Here is a 24,112-nt window from a genome sequence, read left to right as displayed (position 1 = left end):
AAGTTTAAATTATATATGTTCTACTGTTCATTTTTTAAGTTGAATTTCTTTAAGAACTTATCAACTCTTCCACCTGCATCGATAGCCTTCTGCTTACCAGTGTAGAATGGATGGCATTTAGAGCATATTTCCACTTTCAATTCTTTTTTAGTTGAACCAGTTGTGAAAGTGTTTCCACATGCACACTTGACTACCGCATCATGATAGTATTCTGGATGTATGCCTTTTTTCATATTGTTCACCTCTTTCAAAATTTAACCACGTTTATTATATTAACTAAAATATCATATCATGTCTATAAATATAAGTCAATAAATAAAAAATTTACAATATGTAAAAGTTATAAATAAATGCTTTAATAAAGTATTTATGTTTGATAAAATATATTTGACTAGTATAAAAGCTTAAAAAAGGAAGAGTTGTACATGAGTAAATTATATTTTAGATATGGTGCTATGAATTGTGGAAAATCCACAAATTTGCTTCAAGTTGCATATAATTATGAAGAAAGAGGAATGAAAGTTGTTTTAATGAAACCTAGGACAGATACAAAAGGTGGAGATAAAATTGTGTCAAGATTAGGTTTTTCACGTAATGTAGATATACTAATTGGGAAAGATGAAAGTATCAGATGTATGGTAAAAGAATGGACAGATAAAAATGGCAGTATGGATTGTATACTTGTAGACGAAGTGCAGTTTTTAAAAAGAACACATATAGATGAATTATTAAAAATAGCGGTAATAGATGATATACCTGTGATATGTTATGGAATTAGAACGGATTTTCAAATGCGGGGCTTTGAAGGGAGTGAGAGACTGCTGCTTCTAGCGCATAGTATAGAAGAATTGAAGACTATATGCAATTGTGGTAAAAAAGCCATATTCAATGGAAGAAAAGTAAATGGAAAATTCGTATTTGCAGGTAAACAAGTAGCTATAGACAAGGAGGATAATGTAGAATATGAATCTCTATGTGGAAAATGTTATTTTAAATATAGAGATAAAATTCAAAATGAGGTGATGTAATGCCAAAATCAACATCGGTTGGTGGACAGGCAGTTATAGAAGGAGTTATGATGCGTGGAACAAGTGGAATAGCCACTGCTGTTAGAAAATCAGATGGAGATATTGCAGTTGATAGGACTGATTGCATACCATATAATAAGAGAAATAAATTTTTTGCATTACCTGTTATAAGAGGATTTATTGCATTAATAGAATCTCTTATTGTTGGTATAAATACTCTTAACTATTCCGCAACATTTTTTGCAGAAGATGAAGAACCAAGTAAATTTGACAATTGGATTAAAAAGATTTTTAAAGATAAAAGTGATGATGTAATTTTAGGGATTACTCTTTGTATTTCTTTAGGGGTTGCTATTATGATATTTTTTATATTTCCAACCTTTTTAGCAAATATATTTAAGAAAACAGGCATTAATACTAGTATAGGATTAAATATACTAGAGGGTGTAATAAGAGTTATAATATTTTTAATATATATATATCTTATAGGAAGAATGCCAGATATAAAAAGATTGTTTCAATATCATGGTGCAGAGCATAAGACTATATTTTGTTATGAAAATAAATGTGATCTAACACCTGAAAATGCTAAAAAATTTGGAAGACTTCATCCAAGATGCGGAACTAATTTTTTGTTTCTGGTTATGATAGTAAGTATAATATTATTCTCACTAACTGGGTGGCACAACATATGGCAGAGAATACTGTATAGAATAGCATTATTGCCAGTAGTTTCTGGAATAACCTATGAATTGATAAAATGGATGGGAACGAGTAATAATATAGTTTCAAAGGTGTTGGCATATCCAGGACTAATGCTCCAAAAGCTTACTACTCAAGAACCTGATTGTGAACAACTTGAAGTGGCTATAACTGCATTAAAGTATGCAGAAGGAATGGAAGAAGATAATAAATAAAAAATTTATAATTACCTTGAAATGGAGAAGGAAAATGGAAATGTTAAAAACTAAAGTTGGAGAACTTCTAACTTATGGTTATGAAAAATTAAGGGATATAGATAGCTATAAATTAGATACTCAACTTTTACTTGGAAAAGTTTTAAATAAAGATAAATTATTCTTGCTTATAAATAGGGACTATGAAGTAGATAAAGATAAAATAGAAGAGTACTATAAGTTATTAAATTTGCGAGAAAAAAGAATGCCTGTAAAATATATATTAGGTGAATGCGAGTTTATGGGATTGAGTTTCAATGTAGAAAGAGGGGTTCTAATTCCAAGACCTGACACTGAAACACTTGTAGAAGAAGCAATAAACAAGATAAAGGAAAATAATTTTGAACATGTGTGTGATGTATGTTGCGGAAGTGGAATTATAGGAATATCTATAGCTAAATTGGTAGATAATGTACGTGTAAGGTGTTGTGACAAATTTCCTTTGGCCTGTGAGATTACACGCAAGAATATTAAAAAATATTCTCTTGAAAATAGAGTTCAGGTACTTAGAAGTGACCTTTTACAGGGATTTATAGTTGATGATGAAAAATTTGATATTATAGTATCAAATCCTCCTTATATAAAGGAAAGTGATATAGATACATTGATGAATGATGTAAAAGATTATGAGCCCTATGAAGCGCTTTGTGGAGGAAAAGATGGCCTTAAGTTTTACAAAAAAATAGTTACCCAGAGTTTAGAACTTCTAAATAAAGGCGGAATTTTAATGTTCGAAATAGGATATGATCAAAGAGCTGAAGTAGAAAGTATACTTAGGGAAAATGGATTTACGGATATAGGGTGCAATAAAGATTTGGCAGGAAGGGATAGGGTAGTATATGGAAGATTTTAGACACAATTCGCATATTCAAAATTGATACATATAAAAATTATATGCTATAATTATAAATTGTGAAAATATTTATACGGAGTGATAAAGATAATGTTGGAAAGACTTGATTTTATAGAAAATAAATTTGAAGAGTTGTCCGTTAAAATAGCTGATCCTGTGGTTATGAAAGATCAGAGGGAATGGCGAAAATTATGTAAGGAACAGTCAGACTTAGAAATTGTAGTTGAAAAATATAAAGAATATAAAAAGTTAAATAAAGATTTAGAAGATAATAAAGCAATGTTAAAAGAAGAAACAGATAAAGAAATGCGTGAAATGGAACAAGAAGAAATAAAGTCTCTTACAGAAAAACTTGAAGCAACCCAGGAAGAATTGAGATTATTACTTTTACCAAAGGATCCAAATGACGATAAAAATGTTTTTGTAGAAATAAGAGGTGGAGCAGGAGGGGAGGAAGCAGCCCTTTTTGCAGCCAATCTTACAAGAATGTATACCAGATATGCAGAAAGAAAATCATGGAATGTAGAAACTATAAGTTTAAATGCCACTGATATTGGAGGATTTAAAGAGATTGTATTTATGGTAAAAGGTAAAGGTGCCTACAGTAGATTGAAATATGAAAGTGGTACCCATAGGGTTCAAAGGGTTCCAGATACGGAATCCAGTGGTAGAATTCACACTTCTACTGCAACAGTAGCAGTACTTCCTGAAGTTGATGATGTAGATATAGAAATAAGTCCTAATGATTTAAGAATAGATGTATTTAGAGCATCAGGACATGGAGGACAGTGTGTAAATACTACGGATTCAGCAGTAAGAATAACACATCTTCCTACAGGACTTGTGGTATCATGTCAAGACGAAAAATCTCAACTTAAAAATAAAGAAAAAGCTATGAAGGTATTAAAATCAAGGCTTTTTGAAATAGCGGAAAAAGAGAGAAATGATAGTATTGCAGAGGACAGGAGAAGTCAGGTAGGAACTGGGGATAGAAGTGAAAGAATAAGAACATATAATTTTCCGCAAGGTAGAGTTACAGATCACAGGATAGGTCTGACTCTGTACAAATTAGACTCATTTTTAGATGGAGATATTGATGAAGTAATAGATGCACTTATAACAGCGGATCAGGCCAAAAAGATGGAATCTATGGGAAACTAAATATGGGAGGAGTTGAAAACCGTTATCTATTTTAACGGATATTTATGAATATAGATAAAGCTGTAAGAAAACAAAAAAAGTCTTATAGAATATTTATGTTGTCTATGAGTTTTATCTTTTTTGCTCTTCCAACGTTTTTATATTTTTCTAAAAGATATACTATATTTTATATGATCTACCTGATGATTATAGAAATACTTATATTTCTGGCTGTTATAATACGAACCAGCAATGAACTTTTGAGTTTTGAGTATAATAAATATAAACTTGTAATAATGTTAGGTTTAAAAAGAAATAAAATAAATATAATTTGCGATAAAATCATACTTGTAGATGTAGAAAGCTATACATCCCAAAGTAATGCATTGGAAGATTTTAAAATTATAATTTTAGCTACTTCAAAATTCAGAAGCAGCAAAATGCTTCCTGTAAGATTGGAATTTTTAAAGAGATATTCTTATATAGCTTATGAATATGACAAATTCAAAATGATACATCCTGAATGGAATATTTATTATACTGTAATTAAAAGAGGAGGTATAAAAAAATATCTTCTTTTAAATTATATATATAAAAGTTGTGTTTATGCACATTTTACAGAACAAGCTATAGATAAAATAAAATACTATAGAGATAATTCTGATAAAATAAAAAACAAATGATGCACATATAAATCATCTATGTTAAATACATATAGAACATAAACAATAATAGTATAGGTGGTTTTTTGAATATTGATACTACTGATATTGTAATAATAGGCAGCATAATATCACTTATGGGAACGATGATTGGCGCATCTATGGGAATAGTAGTAAAAAAGCCTTCTAACAGGTTCATTGGAACAATAGTTGGCTTTGCCGCAGGACTTATGCTTTCTGTAGTGGTATTTGAACTTATACCGGAGGCAATTAGTACCTGGGGATTTTTAAGTACTATAATTTGTATTTTATTAGGTGCATTAATTATTGCCTTGATTGATAGTAAGGTTAACATAGGAAATTCAAATAAGCATTTGAAAGTAGCTTTTATGGCAGCTGTTGGACTTATGATTCATAATTTCCCTGAAGGAATAATAATGGGATGCGCTTTTGGAGCCGGCAATAGTCTCGGAATAAAGATGTGCCTTATAATTGCAATTCATGATATACCGGAAGGCCTTGCAGTATCCGCACCCCTTATGTCATCTAGAATAAAAAAGTTAAAGATACTTCTATATGCTTTTATTACAGCATTTCCTACAGCTATAGGTGCATTTTTTGGAGCTTTTATTGCAGGAATATCTAAAAATGTACTTGGAGTATGCCTCTCGTTTGCAGCAGGTATAATGTTGTATGTAGTCTGTGGTGAAATGATACCAGAATCCTCTAAATTATGGGATGGAGTAATTTGTACATTGGGAACTATAGTGGGAATAATTCTTGGACTTGCGATTGTATACTTTCTGTAGAGTAAGTATTAAAAAAGGACGGTAATGAAATGAATACAAAAGTTGAGCTGTTAGACGAAAAAAATATTGACGAAAAAATTTTAAAACAGGCTGGATATGTTATAAGAGAAGGAGGACTCGTAGCATTTCCCACAGAAACTGTATATGGACTTGGAGCTAATGCACTGGATGCAAATGCAGTAAAAAAAATTTTTGGAGCAAAGGGAAGACCTCAGGATAATCCTCTCATAGTACATATATCAGATATTAAAGAGATTTATAAGCTAGTAAAATTTATACCTGAGGCAGCTGAAAAATTTATGAATGAGTTTTGGCCAGGGCCTATGACAATAATACTTCCGAAGACAGATTTAATCCCAGATGTTACAAGTGCAGGGCTTTCAAGTATAGGAATAAGAATGCCTTCAAATATTATAGCAAATCATTTTATAAAAGCTGCAGGAGTACCTATTGCAGCACCTTCTGCCAATATATCTGGAAGGCCCAGTCCTACGGATGTGGAAAGATGTATAGAGGATTTAAATGGAAAAGTAGATTGGATTATAGGGGGAGGTATGTCTGAGTTTGGAGTGGAATCTACAGTTATAGATTGTACAGTAGAGCCAAGTTGTGTATTGAGGCCAGGTAGAATAACACTTGAGATGCTCAGAAAAATTGAGCCGAATATATATATTGATCCTGCAGTTATGAGAAAACCAAGTAGAGATTTAAAACCCAAGGCTCCAGGAATGAAGTACAGACATTATGCACCAAAAGCCAAGGTTAAAATAGTTCAAGGAGATTTGAAAAAAACTATTGCAAAAATCAGTGAAATGGTGCAAAATTATATAGATGAAGGCAAAAAAGTAGGTATAATGGCTACAGATGAAACTAAAGAACACTATAAAAAAGGTTTTGTAATATCTCTTGGAAGTAGAAAGAATATGGTGGAGATATCAAAAAATCTTTTTGAAACATTGAGAAGTTTTGATGATGAAAATATAGATATTGTAATTTCGGAGGCTTTTGAAGAACAGGGCATAGGAATAGCTGTAATGAATAGACTTCAAAAATCTGCTGCTTTTGACATTACAGAAGTTTGAGGACTTTTATTATTAATGAGGAGGGAGTACTATGAAAAAAATTTTATTTGTATGTACAGGCAATACGTGCAGAAGTTGTATGGCAGAAGCCATATTTAATAAACTTTGCAGTATAGATGGTTTATATTCACGTTCTGCAGGTATATCTGTAGTTACAAATAGTATAACTTCTCCTGAATCTGTAGATGTTGTCAAAAGATATATTGATGTTGATATAAGCAGTAGAAAAGCAGTTCAAATTACTCACAGCATGTTAAATGATTCAAGTTTGATTTTAACTATGACCCAGTACATAAAAGATATGCTTACAGACAGTTTTCAAGATTTTAAAAACAAAATATATACATTAAGGGAAATTGCATCATTAAAGGGTGATATAGCCGACCCATTTGGAAGAAGCATAGATGTATATGAACTTACTTATAAACAGATAGAGGCTAGTATTTTATTACTTTTAAGAAAACTGAAAGAAGATACAGGCATTATTTAATGTTTTTATCTTCTTTTTTTGTGGCTTGTGTACATCTGCTATTTTAGATTATTAATAAATTATTGGAGGTATATTTATGAAGATTGCTTTAGGAAGTGACCATGCTGGATTTCCTTTAAAAAGGGAAATAATGGAACATTTAAAGACTAAAAATATAGAATTTAAGGATTTCGGAACATTTTCAGAAGATTCCTGTGATTATCCGGATTTTGCAGAAAGAGTTGGAGAACAGGTAGCTTCTAAAAATTATGAATTTGGTATATTGGTTTGTGGAACAGGTATAGGAATAAGTATATCTGCAAATAAAATTCCAGGAATAAGGGCAGCTCTATGTGGTGATACATTCAGTGCTCATGCATCAAGAGAACATAATGATGCCAATGTATTGGCTCTTGGACAGAGAGTAGTAGGTTCAGGATTGGCAATGGATATAGTAGATACATTTTTAAATGCTGAATTTCAAGGAGGAAGACATAAAAAAAGAATTGATAAGATTACCATGATAGAAAATAAATATAGTAAATGATACTTGTCATAAATAAAGGGAGGAAATACACATGAGCAAAGTAACACAGATAGCACATCCGCTTATATTACATAAATTAGCTTTAATAAGGGATAAAAATACAGGTTCAAAGCATTTTAGAGAACTTGTAGAGGAAGTAGCTATGCTTATGGCATATGAAGTAACGAGAGATCTTCCTACAGAAGAAGTAGAAATAGAAACACCTATATGCAAGACTACTTGTAAAATGCTTTCTGGTAAAAAGGTAGCAATAGTCCCAATACTTAGAGCTGGGCTTGGTATGGTAGATGGAATGTTAAGCCTTATTCCAGCAGCTAAAGTAGGACATATTGGGCTTTATAGAGATGAAAAAACTTTAAAACCTGTAGAATATTTCTGCAAATTACCTCAGGATATAGAAGAAAGAGATGTAATTGTGACAGATCCAATGCTTGCTACAGGTGGTTCAGCATCAGATGCAATAACTCTTTTAAAGAAGAAAGGTGCGAAAAAGATAAGACTTATGTGTTTAATTTCAGCACCAGAAGGTATCAAGATGGTTACTGACATACATCCTGATGTGGATGTATATGTAGCAGCTATAGATGATAAATTGAATCAGGATGGATATATAATACCAGGACTTGGTGATGCAGGTGACAGACTTTACGGAACTAAATAATTAAAATTGAGACTCTTGACTGCATATTCAAGGGTCTTTAATTCTATTATAAGATAACTGCAATTCTTTAAAAATATGAATTTATAGTTTATAATATAATATAACATATTTATGCTAGGAGATAACTTTTTATGAGAAAAGATTGGGATAATTATTTTATGGATATTGCATTTCAAGTTGCGGAAAGGAGTACATGTCCAAGACTCCATGTAGGCGCAGTCCTAGTTAAAAATAGAAGGATAAAAGGTACAGGATACAATGGAAGTCCAAAAGGATTGGCTCATTGTGATGAAGCAGGATGTTTCATGAAACAGGGGCATTGTATAAGGACGATTCATGCTGAAGTAAATTGTCTTTTAGAAGTCCCTCCTATTGATAGGGAGGATGCTACATTATATGTTACGCATATGCCATGTCCTGAATGTCAAAAACTTATAATTACCTGTGGTATAAAAAGAGTAGTATTTTGTAAGGAATATATTCCTGAAATCAATTGGTTTGAATATGCACCTAAGATTGAATTGATAAAGATAGTAAGAAAATAAAATGTAATTTTATGAGAAAGGTTTGACTTATGAATAATATATATACTCTTGCTGTGATTTCAATACTAATATCAGCGGTACTTACACCATTTGTAAAGAAAATTGCAGTAAAATTAGATGTTATAGATATACCTAAGGATAGTAGAAGAGTACATAACAAACCAATTCCACTTCTAGGAGGCTTAGCTATATATTTCTCCTTTATAATAACGTTAATTTTAAACAGGGGAGAATTATCGAGTCCTGAAAAAGGTATGATATTTGGAGCTACTGTAATAGTAATTGGAGGTTTTATAGATGATAAATATGATATAAAACCATGGTGCAAGCTGTTATTTCAGATACTGGCAGCATTAATTCTTATATATTTTGGTATAAGAATAACTATTATAACAAATCCTGTTAGTAACATATATCAGTATATACATATAGGAATGTTTTCTATACCGCTTACTATAATATGGGTAGTTGGAATAACCAATGCAATGAATCTAATCGATGGTTTGGATGGATTGGCTGCAGGAATAGCACTGATAGCAAGTGTCACACTTTCTATAATAGCTATTTTAAATGGAAGAAATGAAGCAGCCATAGTAACTATTATATTTGCTGGGTCTATACTTGGATTTTTGCCTTATAATTTTAATCCTGCAAGTATATTTATGGGTGATACAGGAGCTCAACTTTTAGGCTTTATGCTTGCGGCCATATCTATAGAAGGAGCTATAAAATCAGCAGCAGTATTTCCTATTGCAGTACCAATATTGGCATTTGGTATACCTATATATGATACATTATTTGCTGTAATAAGGAGAAAAATAAATGGAAAACCTATTATGTCGGCAGATAAAGGTCATCTACATCATAGACTTTTAGATATGGGCTTAAATCAAAAACAAGCAGTTCTAATAATGTATGTAATAAGTGCAATACTTGGAAGCTTTTCTATAATTGCTGCGGAAGTAAATCCACAGAGAGCTTATTTTTTATTGTTGGGAGTTATGGTAGTACTTATTATACTAGCTTGGAAGGTAGGATTTTTTAAGCATAGAGAGTAATGGAGGTAATATAGAGATGTTAAAGACTATTACAATATTTGGTACAAGGCCAGAAGCTATAAAGATGGCACCGCTTGTAAAAGAATTAAATAAGAGATCTCAAATAAGCAATAAAGTCTGTGTCACTGCACAACATAGACAAATGTTGGATCAAGTCTTGAATTTATTTGAAATACAACCTGATTTTGATTTAAATATAATGAAAAAAAAGCAAAGTCTTACAGGTATAACAACTAGAGTACTTGAGGGTCTAGATGAAATATTTGAAAATGAAAAACCAGATCTAGTACTGGTTCATGGAGATACTACAACTACTTTTGCTGGTTCATTGGCTGCCTTTTATAAAAAAATAAAGGTAGGTCATGTAGAGGCAGGCCTTAGAACTTATAATAAGTATTTCCCATTTCCAGAAGAAATGAATAGAAAACTTACAGGTGCCATGGCTGATTTGCATTTTGCACCTACACCAAAGTCAAGGAATAATTTGTTAAAGGAGGGAGTACACAGGCAACAAATATTTGTAACAGGTAATACTGTCATAGATGCCATGGGCTTTACAGTAAGTAACAGTTATGAATTTCACAATAATGAGCTTAATAAAATAGACTATAACAGGAACAAGGTTATAATGATAACAGCTCATAGAAGAGAAAATTGGGGTCAGGGTATAGAGAACATTTGTGAAGCTTTAAAGGAAATAGTAGAACAGAATAAAGATGTGGAATTAATATATCTGGTTCACTTAAATCCTATTGTCAAAGATACAGTGTATAAAATACTTGGCGGATTAGATAGAGTACATTTGCTTCCGCCTCTTGATACAGATGAAACTCATAATCTGATGAATAGATGTCATTTGGTTATGACAGATTCAGGGGGATTGCAGGAAGAAGCTCCTCACCTAGGTAAACCTGTTCTTGTTTTGAGAGATGTAACGGAAAGACCTGAAGCTGTGGAAGCAGGTACTGTAAAGCTTGTAGGTACATCCACTGAATTTATAGTTGAAAGTGCAAATGAACTTATAAGAAATCAACAGGAATATGATAAAATGAGTAAATCGATAAATCCTTATGGTGACGGTAAAGCTTCAATTAGGATTGTAGATGCTATACTTGATTATTTTAATATAGAAAAGGGAAAATATAGTGAATTTGATTACTTAAAATTATAATTTTTTATTGAATATTCAGCGAAAATAGTATATTATATAATTATAAATTGATGAATAGCTAGAGTGGTCAGACCTCCTAGCTATTGTTTTAGAAAACTTTGTGTTTTTTTTAACAAAAATATTGATAAATTTTTAATTATCTAGTATAATGAAGTTGTTGGTAAAAAGGTTTGTAATCAATTTAAATTTTAAAATATAAATATTTAGGAGGAATAGTCATGAGTGAAGTTGTAATTGCAAGTGCCGTTAGAACAGCAATAGGTAAATTTGGAGGTAGCTTGAAGTCAGTTCCAGCAACTGATTTAGGAGCTTTGGTTATAAAAGAAGCATTAAAAAGAGCTAATGTTAAACCAGAACTTGTAGATGAAGTTGTAATGGGTAATGTATTACAGGCAGGTTTAGGTCAGAATCCAGCAAGACAAGCATTGATAAAATCAGGTATACCTAATACAGTCCCTGGATTTACTATAAATAAAGTTTGTGGTTCAGGACTTAGAGCAGTAAGTTTAGCAGCTCAAATGATAAAAGCTGGCGATGATGATATCGTTGTAGCTGGTGGAATGGAAAATATGTCTGCTGCTCCATATGTAATGCCTAGTGCAAGATGGGGACAAAGAATGTTTGATGGTAAGATTATAGATGAAATGGTAAAAGACGGACTTTGGGATGCTTTTAATAACTATCACATGGGTATTACGGCTGAAAATATAGCAGAAAAGTGGAACATAACAAGACAAATGCAGGATGAATTTGCAGCTGCATCACAACAAAAAGCAGTAGCAGCTATAAAATCTGGCAAGTTTAAAGATGAAATAGTTCCAGTAGTAATCAAGGATAGAAAAAAGGGAGAAATAGTATTTGATACTGATGAATTCCCTAGAGATGGTGTAACTGTCGAAGGAATATCAAAATTAAAACCAGCATTTAAGAAGGATGGTGGAACTGTTACAGCTGCCAATGCTTCAGGTATAAATGATGCAGCTGCAGCATTAGTTATAATGAGTGCAGACAAAGCAAAAGAATTGGGAATTAAACCACTTGCTAAAATTACTTCTTATGGATCAAAAGGCTTGGATCCTAGCATAATGGGATATGGACCATTCCATGCTACAAAACTAGCACTTAAAAAAGCTAATTTAACTGTAGATGATTTAGATTTAATAGAAGCAAACGAAGCATTTGCTGCTCAGAGTTTAGCTGTTGCAAAAGACTTGAAATTTGATATGAGCAAAGTAAATGTAAATGGAGGAGCAATAGCACTTGGACATCCTATTGGAGCTTCAGGCGCAAGAATACTTACTACTTTGCTTTATGAAATGCAGAAAAGAGATTCAAAACGTGGTTTAGCTACATTATGTATAGGCGGTGGAATGGGAACTGCTATAATCGTTGAAAGATAATAAGCAAAATTTTAAAATATTAAATTTTTATTAAAAAAGACAGCTTTAAGTGGTATCCCTGATAAATATAAATAGAAAAAAAGGCAACTGATTCCTGTATTTTATGGAAATCAGTTGCCTTTTTTTGATTTCAATTGTAAAGCTATATTATAATATCAATAACATATTAAACGTTATCATAGCTTTATATGCGTAAGTGTTTGTTATGAATAATATTGAGATTATGTTGAAATTATTTTCTAATCGTATCATTATAGCAGTAATTTTTATATTTAAGATAAAATTAACTATTTATAATACTGATTTATATTTTGAGTTGATGCAATAAATACAATAAACATGCCTATATATATAATATATAGGCATGTTTTACGTTTTAATTGGTAATTATAAATGAATACTAATTAAAATCATGAAATTTAATGTTTTAATTAATTATAAAGTTAGATATATAATAACTCATGTAAGGTAACAATGATTGATATTAAAAATACAATTTGCTTTTATTTAAAAAGAGGTACCAGTATAAGTGGTCTGTTGTATGAGCTTTAAACTGTATAAATTATTAGAGAAAATTGTATTATTTTGTGATATAATCTTAATATATTTAGATTTATTGAGAAGTTAGTAATTACTTCTAGGAGGAACTTCATGGATAAAGATATTGTTTATATGATAAAGAAGGTATCCATAATTAATATCATATTTGGTATTATACTATCCATTATAGGACAGTTAATATTCAAGAGTTATGGCCTTTTTATAATGGTTGGAGTGCTTATAGCAGTATTGAATTTCTTTATTAATAGTGCATTAGGTGGATTGGCTTTTGAAAAGTTTAAAAATTCATCAGCATCTTTATACATTATAGGTTTTATAATAAGAATTATAATTGCTGCAGTAGTGGGATATTTAATCTTTAATTATGATAAATATAGTACTATTGCTTATCTAGTTGGATATACTTCCAATTTATTGGGAATATATATATATTCAGTTATTAGAAATAATCAATGACAATTTATTATTATAAGGAAAGGATGTGATAAGGTGGAGAAGTTTTCAACATTGTTCACAATACATTTGGGTTCACTAAAGATCCCAATAACATCTAGTATTGTTTCCCAATGGGTTATAATCGTATTACTGGCTATATTTGCATTGGTTATAACGAGCAATATGAAAAAAATTCCTGATAGGAAACAAAGCGTAGCAGAGCTCCTTTATAATACAGTAAAGAACCTGGTTGAGGGAAATATGGGAAAGAAATATAAATCCTTTATACCTTATATTGGAACATTGGCTATATACATTATATTAATTAATATTGGACCTTTAGCTATAGGGGTAAGGACACCTAGTGAAGATTTAAGTGTTCCTGCAGGATTGGCAATTATAACTTTTGTAATGGTTCAATATACTGCAATTAGAAGGGCTGGAATAGGACATTATTTGTTGGCATATGGTAAACCAGCAGCACCATTGCTTCCAATTAACATTATAGAAAGATTGGTTCTTCCAGTTTCATTGAGTTTAAGACTATTTGGTAATATGACAGCAGGTGCTGTAATTGTTGGAATGGTATATAAAGGGCTAGCTGGCATAGCTTGGCCTGCACAATTTATTATACCTATTCCTTTACATGGATTTTTCGATTTATTCGATGGATCAATACAGATGTTGGTATTCGTTATGTTGACAATGATGAACATAAAGATTGTAGCAGAAGAAGCAGAAGGCGAAGAGGCATAAGGATAAAAAAGACAGTACAATAATTATTAAATAATTATAGTTTTAAAATTATTTTAAAAATTTGAAGGAGGATTTTTATTATGGATGCACATTCATTTATATCAGGTATGGCAGCAATTGGTGCAGGATTGGCAGCAATAGGATGCTTAGGAGGAGGTATTGGTGTTGGTACTGCAGCTGGAAAAGCAGTTGAAGGAGTATCAAGACAACCAGAAGCAAGTGGTAAAATACTTAGTACCTTCTTTGTAAGTGCAGCTTTAGCCGAAGTAACAGCTATATATTCACTATTGATAGCTCTTATCTTAGTATTTAAGGTTTGATTTGATTATACCCCAGCAAGTTAATAGATATTTAGAGGGGAGGATTGAAACTCAATATGGAAATTGATTGGACTAGAGTTATTATAACAATAATAAACTTTATAATATTGTTTTTAATTTTGAAGCATTTTTTCTTTAAGCGAGTTGGTGATACCATTGATAAAAGACAGGAAGAGATCAACTCTGAAATTAAAAATGCTAATGAAAATGAAAAGAAATCCGAAGAATTATTGGTTAAGCATCAGAAACTAGTAGCTAATTCAAAACAAGAAGGTAAGTCCATTGTTGAGGATTATAAAAATAAAGCTGACAAAGTTTCTAAAGGTATAGTAGACGATGCTCAGAAAGATGCCCAATTGATACTTAACAGGGCCAAAACTGAAGCTGAAAGAGAAAAACAGAAAGCAGAAGATGATATAAAGAATCAAGTTGTAGATTTGGCAGTTTTAGTATCATCAAAAGCTCTAGAAAGTTCTATTGATGAAGCACAACATAGAAAACTTATTAAAGATTTTATAGCTAAGGTAGGTATCTAACTATGTATGAATATTTAGATAGAAGATACGCTCTTGCAATTTATAATATTGCAGAAGAAAAGGGAAAAGTAAAAGAGTATTTAGAAGAGTTTAGAGAAGTTGTAAAACTTATAAAAAATGATCCTAAATTGTTAGAGATTGTTGAACATCCTGAAGTCAGTACTACAGCTAAAGAAAAAATATTTGCTGATATTTTTAAGGGACGAGTAGATGATGATATATTTTCATATTTAATGATTCTTATACAAAAAGATAGAATTATGAGTATTGAAAATAATTTCAAAGAATTTGAAAATATATATCTAGAAAAAAATAATACTGTTGTTGCTAAAGTAAAGACAGTAATTCCCTTAAAACCAGATGAAGAAAAAGAATTGATAAATAAGTTAGAAAAGAAATTCAATAAAAAAGTTTTGATAAAAGCAGAATTGGATCCATCTATAATAGGCGGTGTCTATGTTGATATAGATAACGAAGTTATTGATGGAACGATAAAATCAAAGCTTTCTGAAATGAAAAAAATAATGCTTAAGAGAGATTAGAGGTGAGCCTATGAACATAAAACCTGAAGAAATAACTTCAATTATAAAAGATGAAATACAGAAATATCAAAAGAAATTAAAAACAGTTGATTCAGGTACAATAATTCAAATTGGTGATGGTATTGCTAGAGTTTATGGCCTTAACAAGTGTATGGCAAATGAACTTTTAGAGTTCCCAAATGGTGTTTATGGTATGGCTCTGAACCTTGAACAAGACAACGTAGGTTGTGTTCTTTTAGGTTCTGAAGAGGGAATAAAAGAAGGAGATACAGTTAAAAGTACAGGTAAAGTTGTTGAAGTACCAGTAGGAGATGATGTTGTAGGAAGAGTAGTAAATGCTCTTGGTCAACCTATTGACGGTAAAGGCCCTATAAAAGCTTCAGAAACTATGCCTGTAGAAGTTGTAGCTCCAGGAGTTATAACTAGACAGTCTGTTAATGAACCACTTCAGACTGGATTAAAAGCTATAGATTCAATGATACCAATTGGAAAAGGACAAAGAGAATTAATTATAGGAGACAGGCAAACAGGTAAAACTGCTATTGCCATAGATACTATAATAAACCAAAAGGGAAAAGATGTAATATGTATATATGTAGCTATAGGACAAAAGCAATCTACTGTAGCACATATAGTAAATGACTTGACAGAGATGGGTGCTATTGACTATACGGTAGTTGTATCAGCTACAGCATCGGATTCTGCACCGCTTCAATACATTGCTCCTTATGCAGGATGCACTATAGGTGAATATTTCATGCATAAGGGAAAGGACGTTCTTATAGTATATGATGATTTATCCAAACATGCAGTTGCCTATAGAGAAATGTCATTATTACTTCGTAGACCACCAGGAAGAGAAGCATATCCTGGAGATGTATTCTACTTACATTCAAGATTACTTGAAAGAGCTGCAAAATTATCAGATAAATTAGGTGGAGGTTCTATTACAGCATTGCCTATAATAGAAACTATGGCAGGAGATGTTACTGCATATATACCAACAAATGTTATTTCAATAACAGATGGACAGATATTCCTTGAAACAGAACTTTTCTATGCAGGACAAAGACCAGCTATAAACGCCGGTATATCAGTATCCAGAGTTGGTGGTAATGCACAGATTAAAGCTATGAAGCAAGTAGCAGGTACACTTAGATTGGATCTTGCACAGTATAGAGAACTTGCAGCATTTGCTCAATTTGGTTCTGACCTTGATAAAGAGTCTATGAGAAGACTTGAAAAGGGTAAGAGATTAACGGAAATATTAAAGCAGCCTCAGTATAAACCAATGCCTGTAGAAAATCAGATACTTATATTATTTGCAGCTAGTAGAAATCATTTAATGGATATACCAGTTGAAAAAATCGTACAATTTGAGGGAGAATTCCTTGAATATATGGATACTCATCATAAAGAACTAGGACAGGAAATAGTACAGAAAAAAGTTATATCTGATGAATTAAGCGATAAAATTGAAAGTGCTATAGAAGAATTTAAAAAAATATTTTTAGCAGAGGTGTAATTTCCTTTGCGGGAGGTGAAATATGGCAGGGGCAGGACTTGTTGCAATAAAGAGAAGAATTAAATCAGTAACCAGTACCCAGAAAATAACAAATGCCATGGGACTTATTGCCACCGCTAATCTTAGAAAAGTCAGAAAGAAGCTTGATGCAAATGATAAATACTGTGAGTTATTTACTTCTGTTGTAAATGAGTTTGTTTCAGAGGCTGAAGGAAGAAATATTTATATACATGGTAATGGAAGCAAAAAGAAATTATATATATGTTTAAATTCAGACACAGGACTTTGTGGAGGATTTAATAATAGTGTTGTAACTGGATTGGATGCAAAAATGTCAAAGGATAGAGAAAATTCTATTCTTATATCTGTAGGACAAAAGGGAAGAATGTATTTTAAAAGACTACATTATAAAACTGAGGCGGAATATGTAGATATTCCGGATATTCCTACCATGAAAGAAGCAAATACCATAGTATATAAAGCACTCGATTTTTATAAAAATGGAGAAGTAGGAGAAATTAATATAGCATATACGAAATTTGTTTCTACTGTTAGACAAAATGTAATTGTTGAGAAATTACTTCCTCTAGAAGCTAACAAGGAAACTAAGCGAGTTTCTGTGAAGTTTGAGCCATCAGCAGAGTATATGATAGATGATGTGGTTCTATCACATTTAAAACAAAAACTGCTTAATTGCATGATGAACTCAAAAGCTAGCGAACAGGCATCAAGAATGACAGCCATGGATGGATCAACTAAAAATGCAAATGATTTACTAGAAAGTTTAAATCTTAAATATAATAGAGAGAGACAAACTGCTATAACTCAGGAAATAACTGAGATAGTTGGAGGAGCAGAAGCTCTTAAGTAAGGAGGGACATTAATGCCAAATATAGGCAAAGTTGTTCAGGTTATAGGACCTGTTATAGATATAAAATTCAAACCAGAAAACCTTCCTAATATATATAATGCTATAGACATTCAATCTGGAGATAGAAAAGTTGTTACAGAAGTTTCCCAACATTTAGGTGACGATATAGTAAGAACTATTTCAATGGAAAGTACAGATGGATTAATGAGGGGTATGGATGCTGTAGATACAGGAGCGCCTATATCTGTACCTGTAGGAGAACCGGTTTTAGGAAGACTTTTCAATATGTTAGGTCAGGCTATAGATGAAAAGGGAGAAGTAAAGACAGATACTTACTATCCAATTCACAGATTACCACCAAGTTTTGAAGATCAGTCTGTAAAGCCTGAAATGTTTGAAACTGGTATTAAAGTTATAGATCTTCTTGCCCCATATCAAAGAGGTGGAAAGATAGGATTATTTGGTGGTGCCGGTGTTGGTAAAACAGTTCTTATACAGGAACTTATAAACAATATAGCAAAACAACATGGTGGATTATCTGTATTCACAGGTGTTGGAGAGAGAACAAGAGAAGGAAATGACCTTTATTATGAAATGCAGGAATCTGGAGTTATAAAGAAGACTGCACTTGTATTCGGTCAAATGAATGAACCACCTGGAGCAAGAATGAGAGTTGCTCTTACAGGACTTACAATGGCTGAATATTTTAGAGATAAAGGTCAGGACGTACTTCTATTTATAGATAATATATTTAGATTTACACAGGCAGGTTCTGAGGTTTCCGCACTTCTAGGTAGAATACCTAGTGCGGTTGGTTATCAGCCAACACTTGCTACAGAAATGGGTGCTCTTCAGGAGAGAATAACATCCACCAAGAATGGTTCTATTACATCCGTTCAAGCAGTATATGTTCCAGCAGATGACTTGACTGACCCAGCACCAGCAACGACATTTACACATCTTGACGCTACTACAGTTTTATCAAGATCCATATCAGAAATTGGTATTTATCCTGCTGTAGATCCATTGGGATCCACATCAAGAATATTGGACCCTAGAATTGTAGGAAAAGAACACTATGATATAGCATCAAAAGTTAAGCACATACTTGAGAGATATAGTGAACTTCAAGATATTATAGCAATACTTGGTGTAGATGAACTTTCAGAAGAAGACAGACTAGTTGTTTTAAGAGCTAGAAGAATCCAGAGATTTTTATCTCAACCATTCTCTGTTGCAGAACAATTTACAGGATATAAAGGTAAATATGTTCCAATAAAGGAGACTATAAGAGGATTTAAAGAAATACTTGAAGGTAAATACGATAATTTACCAGAAACAGCTTTCTTATTTAAGGGATCTATAGAAGAAGTTGTTGAAGCTGCTAAGAGCATGGATAAAGCTCAATAGATTATATTAGTTGTAAGAGAAGGAGATTAATATGTCAGAACCTTTAAAATTGACTATCCTTACTCCTGAAAGAGAATTTTACAGTGGAGAAGTGGTAGAAGTATTAACAGAAAGCATAGAAGGTAGCATTGCAATTCTTCCAAATCATATGCCTTTAATAACTACGCTTCGACCTGCTGATACTGAAATCACACAAAAAGATGGTAAAAAACTAACAGCGTTTACCTCCAGTGGAATATTGGAAGTAAAAAATAACGAACTAAAAATTTTGTGTGATGATTGCGAATGGCCAGATGAAGTGGATAAAAAAAGAGCAGAAGAAGCTAAAAAAAGAGCAGAAGAAAGACTGCGAAGTCATAAGGACAATATAGATGTGAAGAGAGCTCAGATGGCGTTAGCTAGAGCATTAGCCAGGATTAACTTGAAATAATTATTAAAAGGTGCAGAGTATTTACTCTGCACCTTTTTTGACCTGATTTATTCACAATATAGTTATAACAACTATATATTAGTAGTAGATGCATTGCATAAAATATTAAAATAGTGAATATTATTTTTGGATCTGTCCATAATTTTAAAATAAATAGGGGGGACGGATCGTGAAGAATAAGGTTATCTTTTCAATTACATTATGTATAGTATTTATACTATCATTATCATTCAAATCATTAGCAAACAAAACATATACTCAAGAAAAAAACAATTCCAATGAGATACTTTTTCAGAATAAATCAGTAAATACACATAATAAGATAGATGTATTTGGTAACATAATTAAATCATTAAAGGGAAGAACTGTAGAATATGGTATTATGGTTCAATTTGACAGCCGTAGTGATAGGAGAAAAACCGTAGATGAATTATTTAATAAAATAAATAGGTATGGTAAATTGAGCAGGAAAACATCTTCTAATAATGAAAGTTATTCTATAGAACTTCAAGGAAATTCCATCAATGGGTTTATAGAAAGTACACAATATGATGATCATAATATTGTAAAGATTGATATAGTTAAAAAAGACAACAAGTATATGATTCAGCAATTAGAGAATAATTTAGATAAAATACTGGGAAGTAAATTAGAAAATGTTAGGATTTATAGGTATATTAAGATAAAAATGGAAAATAATAATATAGATGAAACTTATAAAAAGGTAACAAATGTTTTAAAAATTATCGGAGTTAATAGGATAAATACTGAAGCTATAGAAAATGGGTATACTTCTACTGCCTACACAGGTCAATATGAAAAAATCTATAGTAACGGAGCACCAATTGATTTTAATTTTGCAGTTGTAGAATATTCTACTGGTACTTATTTAATAATGGGAACACCAGAAATTATGGAGACATATTGATGATTAATCCAAGTAAAGAACATACCAGAAATTATAGAATGGAGGACAATTAATGAGTAAAATAATAGTTAGGGGAGGAAACAAACTTCATGGAGAAGTAAAGATAAGTTCTGCTAAAAATGCAGTATTGCCTATTATGGCAGCATGTATATTAAGTAGCGATAAATGTATTATAGATGATGTTCCATTGTTGGAGGATGTATTTGTTATAAGCAATATATTAAAAAGCATTGGAGCAGAAATAAATATAGATAAGAATTCAAATAAAATAGTAATAGACAGTTCAAATATTAGAGATTCTATGCCTGATAGTGAACTTGTAAAAAAAATGAGGGCCTCATTTCTTATAATGGGGCCAATGATATCTAGATTTGGACATTTTAAATTGTCTTTACCTGGTGGATGTAATATAGGAACAAGACCAATAGATTTGCACCTTAAGGGATTTAATGCTCTTCGTGCAAATATAGATGTAGGGCATGGCTATGTGGAGGCAAGTGTAGATAAGTTAATTGGAAACAATATATATTTAGATTTTCCTTCTGTAGGAGCTACAGAAAATATAATGATGGCAGCTGTAATGGCAGAAGGCGAAACTATAATAGAAAATGCTGCAGAAGAACCTGAAATAGCAGATTTGGGAAAATTCTTAAATAATATGGGTGCCAGTATAATAGGTGCCGGTAGCGATACTATCCGGATAATAGGAGTAAAAGAGTTAAAGGGAACAACTCATAATCCTATAAATGACAGAATAGAATGTGGTACCTTTATGGTTGCAGCAGCAATAACTAGGAGCAAGTTTAAAATAAACAGGGTAAACCTTGAATATCTAAAGCCTATAATTGCCAAACTTACTGAGGCAGGAGTATATATAAAACCTCATGGCAACAGCGTAATTGTAGATGGCAATAGGGATTTGAAGCCAATAGATGTAAAGACGATGCCATATCCGGGATTTCCTACAGATATGCAGTCTCAAATTACTGGCTTATTAGCTACAGTAACTGGCACAAGTATAGTAACTGAAACTATATTTGAAAATAGATTCATGCATGCAGCTGAAATGAAAAGAATGGGAGCCAATATAAAAATAGATGGTAGAAGTGCCGTTATTGAGGGGGTTCCAAGACTTACAGGAGCAGAAGTAAGAGCTACAGATCTTAGAGCAGGTGCAGCACTCATACTTTGCGGCCTTGCTGCAGAGGGAGAAACAGAAATATCAGATATATACCATGTGGATAGAGGATATGTAAGTATTGAAAATAAATTCAAGGCTCTTGGTGCAGATATCGCAAGGGTAGTCAACTGATATAAAAGTCCATATTAAAAAATTTTTTGTAATATTCTCTTCGGATTCATCATAAATTATATTGTTTGGGAAATAGCACAATATCTAAAGTTTTTATAATTTAAGCCTGCGATGGTACTATAACATTGCAGGTATAATTGAGAGGAGTCCGTTAGTATTGAAGAGAATATTTATTTTAATAGGGATGTTCTCAACCTTTATAATCTTAATGTCATTAATTATAGTTGGTTTCCAGTATAGACAGATTAAAAACTTGCCAGATTTTTTTATAAACTCTAAAAATATAATATCCAAGGAAAGGTATGCGGATAAAATCAAGGTTTATATAACTAAAGAAAACAGGGTGGAAGAAATACCCATAGAAGATTATGTAGCAGGAGTAGTGGCAGGGGAAATGCCGGCAAACTTTTCGGAAGAGGCACTTAAAGCACAAGCTGTAGCAGCCAGGACCTTTGCTTTAGCCCATATGGAACAGTATGGAGGTATAAAGTATAAAAGTAATACTGGAGCCGATGTATGTGATACTCCTAAATGCCAAGTTTTTATGCCAAAGCAGGAAAGAATGGAAAAATGGCCTTTAAAGTATGGCAATACATATTGGAACAAAGTAGTAGATGCCTCAGAATCTACCCAGGGGGAAATTTTAACTTATAATGGTAAATTGGTTAAAGAACCCTATTATTTTTCTACAAGCAGTGGAGTTACGGAAGATGCCAGTGAGGCTTTTAATTCAGATATTGGGTATTTAAAAAGTGTAAAAAGTCCGGGAGAAGAAATAGCTACAAAATATAAAACATCAAATACATTTTCCCTGCAAGAGTTTGTAGGTAAGGTTAATTCGCAGTATCCAAAAGCTAGATTATCCATACAAAATTTAAGTTCTCAAATAAAAATAGAGGATAGAACAGAAGCGGGTTCTGTAAAACAAATAAAGCTTGGTGGAATTACTATAGCAGGTACAAAATTTAGAATGTTAATGGGACTTAATTCAGCTAATTTTAGTATAAGCTTTAGCAGTAGTAAAGTTTATATTCAATGTTTAGGATATGGACATGATGTTGGTATGAGTCAATGGGGCGCTAATATTATGGGCAAAAAAGGAAAGAATTATAAAGACATACTTTGCCACTATTATAGTGGAGTGAAAATAGAAAAAATTAGTGATATTAAATAGCAGTTAAAAACACTGCTATTTTTTTGATTAAATTTTACAAAACATGTATTTTTTTCTATACTCTGGACAAACTACAAGAAGGAGGTGTTGATATGAACAAAAATTTTATTAAAAGACCATTTAGTTTTTTGAAAAAGGAGGGCTTTTATATAATATTATTTATCTGTCTTTGTGTTGCAGCTACGGCAGCTTATTTAACAGCTAAGAATACTAGAAATCAAGCTGAACAAAAAAACAGAGCTGCTATATCTCAATCACAGAATAAGAGTAAGGATACGGCCAAGTTAGAAGATAAATATGATAATGCCCTTCAAGTTAAAAAAAGTAGTAAAGCAGAAAGTAGAACAAATGCTAATTCTCAAAAGCAAGAACCTTCAAAAGGAGTGTCAAATTCAGTTAGTACGACTTTTCAAAAGCCAGTAGAAGGGAATATAGCAAGAGGATTTTCAACAGATCCAGTATATTGGGATTCTACAGGAACTTATAGGCCAAATTTAGGATATGATATACAAGTTCCTATTGGCAAACCAGTATTTGCTGCCATGACTGGAAGAGTAGAAGAAGTGGATACTAATACTCAAGATGGAGTTCAAGTAATTATAAATCATCAAAATGGATTGAAGACAGTATATTCAAACTTAGATCCTAACTTAAAGGTTTCTAAAGGTCAGAATATATCAAAAGGTCAAGTGATAGGAGTAGTTGGAAATACTAGCCTTAGATCTGGTTATGAAAAATATGGCGATCATCTTCATTTTGCTGTTTTAAAAGGAAATAGCTTTGTTGATCCAGGAAAATATATAAAATATTAAGTTTCAGCCATTTCTTTAAATAAAGAAATGGCTCATAGAAAAAGAAAATTAAAATACTTTTTGTATTTATTATAATAGAAATTTTATGTATTGAAAATTAATTAATAATAAACTGAACT

Annotated in this window: 28 protein-coding genes; 27 read left to right on the top strand and 1 reads right to left on the bottom strand. The window is 31.9% G+C overall.

The genetic code is table 11. From position 1 onward, the window contains the following. Positions 1–20 precede the first annotated feature (20 nt). The gene (gene rpmE, locus J418_RS0101960; RefSeq protein WP_017751758.1) at positions 21–233 is read right to left on the bottom strand and encodes a 50S ribosomal protein L31; all 213 of its coding nucleotides are present in this window, start codon (positions 231–233) and stop codon (positions 21–23) included. Positions 234–425: 192 nt separating this feature from the next. On the opposite strand from rpmE, the gene J418_RS0101955 reads away from it, so the two are divergent. The 27 genes from J418_RS0101955 to J418_RS0101825 all read left to right on the top strand — a co-directional run bounded on the left by J418_RS0101955 (position 426) and on the right by J418_RS0101825 (position 23,993). Continuing rightward, positions 426–1,028, top strand: coding sequence for a thymidine kinase (locus J418_RS0101955; protein WP_017751759.1), 603 nt, complete (start codon positions 426–428; stop codon positions 1,026–1,028). Then, positions 1,028–1,945 (top strand): DUF1385 domain-containing protein, encoded by a 918-nt coding sequence (locus tag J418_RS0101950; protein ID WP_017894693.1) that lies wholly within the window; start codon positions 1,028–1,030, stop codon positions 1,943–1,945. Before J418_RS0101955 ends, J418_RS0101950 begins: the two co-directional genes overlap by 1 nt. A 34-nt stretch (positions 1,946–1,979) precedes the next feature. After that, positions 1,980–2,837 carry a peptide chain release factor N(5)-glutamine methyltransferase gene (gene prmC / locus J418_RS0101945; RefSeq protein ID WP_026093911.1) on the top strand — a complete coding sequence of 286 codons (858 nt, stop codon included), beginning with the start codon at positions 1,980–1,982 and terminating at the stop codon, positions 2,835–2,837. 90 nt (positions 2,838–2,927) lie between these two features. Further along, positions 2,928–3,998 carry a peptide chain release factor 1 gene (gene prfA, locus J418_RS0101940; RefSeq protein ID WP_017894692.1) on the top strand — a complete coding sequence of 357 codons (1,071 nt, stop codon included), beginning with the start codon at positions 2,928–2,930 and terminating at the stop codon, positions 3,996–3,998. Positions 3,999–4,042: 44 nt separating this feature from the next. Continuing rightward, positions 4,043–4,660, top strand: coding sequence for a hypothetical protein (locus J418_RS0101935; RefSeq protein WP_017751763.1), 618 nt, complete (start codon positions 4,043–4,045; stop codon positions 4,658–4,660). Positions 4,661–4,725: 65 nt separating this feature from the next. After that, positions 4,726–5,448 (top strand): ZIP family metal transporter, encoded by a 723-nt coding sequence (locus tag J418_RS0101930; RefSeq protein ID WP_017751764.1) that lies wholly within the window; start codon positions 4,726–4,728, stop codon positions 5,446–5,448. Between the two features lie 29 nt (positions 5,449–5,477). Further along, on the top strand, positions 5,478–6,530 hold the full coding sequence (locus tag J418_RS0101925; RefSeq protein WP_017751765.1) for an L-threonylcarbamoyladenylate synthase: 1,053 nt from the start codon (positions 5,478–5,480) through the stop codon (positions 6,528–6,530). 31 nt (positions 6,531–6,561) lie between these two features. Further along, complete coding sequence (locus J418_RS0101920; RefSeq protein WP_017894691.1) at positions 6,562–7,020, top strand: low molecular weight protein arginine phosphatase; 459 nt, start codon at positions 6,562–6,564, stop codon at positions 7,018–7,020. A 76-nt stretch (positions 7,021–7,096) separates the two neighbouring features. Further along, on the top strand, positions 7,097–7,546 hold the full coding sequence (gene rpiB, locus J418_RS0101915) for a ribose 5-phosphate isomerase B (protein ID WP_017751767.1): 450 nt from the start codon (positions 7,097–7,099) through the stop codon (positions 7,544–7,546). A gap of 31 nt (positions 7,547–7,577) precedes the next feature. Continuing rightward, positions 7,578–8,207 (top strand): uracil phosphoribosyltransferase, encoded by a 630-nt coding sequence (gene upp / locus J418_RS0101910; protein ID WP_017751768.1) that lies wholly within the window; start codon positions 7,578–7,580, stop codon positions 8,205–8,207. 131 nt (positions 8,208–8,338) lie between these two features. Continuing rightward, positions 8,339–8,752: a deoxycytidylate deaminase gene (locus J418_RS0101905; protein WP_017751769.1), complete on the top strand. Its 414-nt coding sequence runs from the start codon at positions 8,339–8,341 to the stop codon at positions 8,750–8,752. A gap of 29 nt (positions 8,753–8,781) precedes the next feature. Next, positions 8,782–9,810: an MraY family glycosyltransferase gene (locus J418_RS0101900; RefSeq protein WP_017751770.1), complete on the top strand. Its 1,029-nt coding sequence runs from the start codon at positions 8,782–8,784 to the stop codon at positions 9,808–9,810. A 10-nt stretch (positions 9,811–9,820) separates the two neighbouring features. Continuing rightward, positions 9,821–10,981, top strand: a complete 1,161-nt coding sequence (wecB, locus tag J418_RS0101895; protein ID WP_026093912.1) for a non-hydrolyzing UDP-N-acetylglucosamine 2-epimerase — start codon at positions 9,821–9,823, stop codon at positions 10,979–10,981. Between the two features lie 218 nt (positions 10,982–11,199). Next, positions 11,200–12,381 carry an acetyl-CoA C-acetyltransferase gene (locus J418_RS0101890; RefSeq protein ID WP_017751772.1) on the top strand — a complete coding sequence of 394 codons (1,182 nt, stop codon included), beginning with the start codon at positions 11,200–11,202 and terminating at the stop codon, positions 12,379–12,381. Between the two features lie 651 nt (positions 12,382–13,032). Beyond that, positions 13,033–13,398 (top strand): ATP synthase subunit I, encoded by a 366-nt coding sequence (locus J418_RS0101885; protein WP_017751773.1) that lies wholly within the window; start codon positions 13,033–13,035, stop codon positions 13,396–13,398. A gap of 33 nt (positions 13,399–13,431) precedes the next feature. Then, entirely contained in the window at positions 13,432–14,133 is a 702-nt protein-coding gene (locus J418_RS0101880; protein WP_017751774.1) for a F0F1 ATP synthase subunit A, read from the top strand. Between the two features lie 80 nt (positions 14,134–14,213). Continuing rightward, positions 14,214–14,453 (top strand): ATP synthase F0 subunit C, encoded by a 240-nt coding sequence (gene atpE / locus J418_RS0101875; protein WP_017751775.1) that lies wholly within the window; start codon positions 14,214–14,216, stop codon positions 14,451–14,453. 56 nt (positions 14,454–14,509) lie between these two features. Further along, positions 14,510–14,989: a F0F1 ATP synthase subunit B gene (locus J418_RS0101870; RefSeq protein WP_017894690.1), complete on the top strand. Its 480-nt coding sequence runs from the start codon at positions 14,510–14,512 to the stop codon at positions 14,987–14,989. 2 nt (positions 14,990–14,991) lie between these two features. Then, complete coding sequence (locus tag J418_RS0101865; RefSeq protein WP_017894689.1) at positions 14,992–15,531, top strand: F0F1 ATP synthase subunit delta; 540 nt, start codon at positions 14,992–14,994, stop codon at positions 15,529–15,531. 10 nt (positions 15,532–15,541) lie between these two features. Further along, positions 15,542–17,056 (top strand): F0F1 ATP synthase subunit alpha, encoded by a 1,515-nt coding sequence (atpA, locus tag J418_RS0101860; protein ID WP_017751778.1) that lies wholly within the window; start codon positions 15,542–15,544, stop codon positions 17,054–17,056. Positions 17,057–17,078: 22 nt separating this feature from the next. Further along, positions 17,079–17,927 carry an ATP synthase F1 subunit gamma gene (atpG, locus tag J418_RS0101855; RefSeq protein ID WP_017751779.1) on the top strand — a complete coding sequence of 283 codons (849 nt, stop codon included), beginning with the start codon at positions 17,079–17,081 and terminating at the stop codon, positions 17,925–17,927. Between the two features lie 12 nt (positions 17,928–17,939). Further along, entirely contained in the window at positions 17,940–19,337 is a 1,398-nt protein-coding gene (atpD, locus tag J418_RS0101850) for a F0F1 ATP synthase subunit beta (RefSeq protein WP_017751780.1), read from the top strand. 31 nt (positions 19,338–19,368) lie between these two features. Next, the gene (locus J418_RS0101845; protein WP_017751781.1) at positions 19,369–19,767 is read left to right on the top strand and encodes a F0F1 ATP synthase subunit epsilon; all 399 of its coding nucleotides are present in this window, start codon (positions 19,369–19,371) and stop codon (positions 19,765–19,767) included. Between the two features lie 169 nt (positions 19,768–19,936). Continuing rightward, on the top strand, positions 19,937–20,695 hold the full coding sequence (locus J418_RS0101840; RefSeq protein WP_017894688.1) for a hypothetical protein: 759 nt from the start codon (positions 19,937–19,939) through the stop codon (positions 20,693–20,695). 52 nt (positions 20,696–20,747) lie between these two features. Continuing rightward, positions 20,748–22,007, top strand: coding sequence for a UDP-N-acetylglucosamine 1-carboxyvinyltransferase (gene murA, locus J418_RS0101835; RefSeq protein WP_017894687.1), 1,260 nt, complete (start codon positions 20,748–20,750; stop codon positions 22,005–22,007). A gap of 157 nt (positions 22,008–22,164) precedes the next feature. Beyond that, positions 22,165–23,181 (top strand): stage II sporulation protein D, encoded by a 1,017-nt coding sequence (spoIID, locus tag J418_RS0101830; protein ID WP_017894686.1) that lies wholly within the window; start codon positions 22,165–22,167, stop codon positions 23,179–23,181. 92 nt (positions 23,182–23,273) lie between these two features. Then, positions 23,274–23,993, top strand: a complete 720-nt coding sequence (locus tag J418_RS0101825) for a M23 family metallopeptidase (RefSeq protein ID WP_017751785.1) — start codon at positions 23,274–23,276, stop codon at positions 23,991–23,993. Positions 23,994–24,112 lie beyond the last annotated feature (119 nt).

It is taken from the genome of Clostridium tyrobutyricum DSM 2637 = ATCC 25755 = JCM 11008, from assembly GCF_000359585.1.
GTDB classification, from domain to species: Bacteria; Bacillota; Clostridia; order Clostridiales; family Clostridiaceae; genus Clostridium_B; species Clostridium_B tyrobutyricum.
This window is presented reverse-complemented; position numbering and strand designations above follow the sequence as displayed.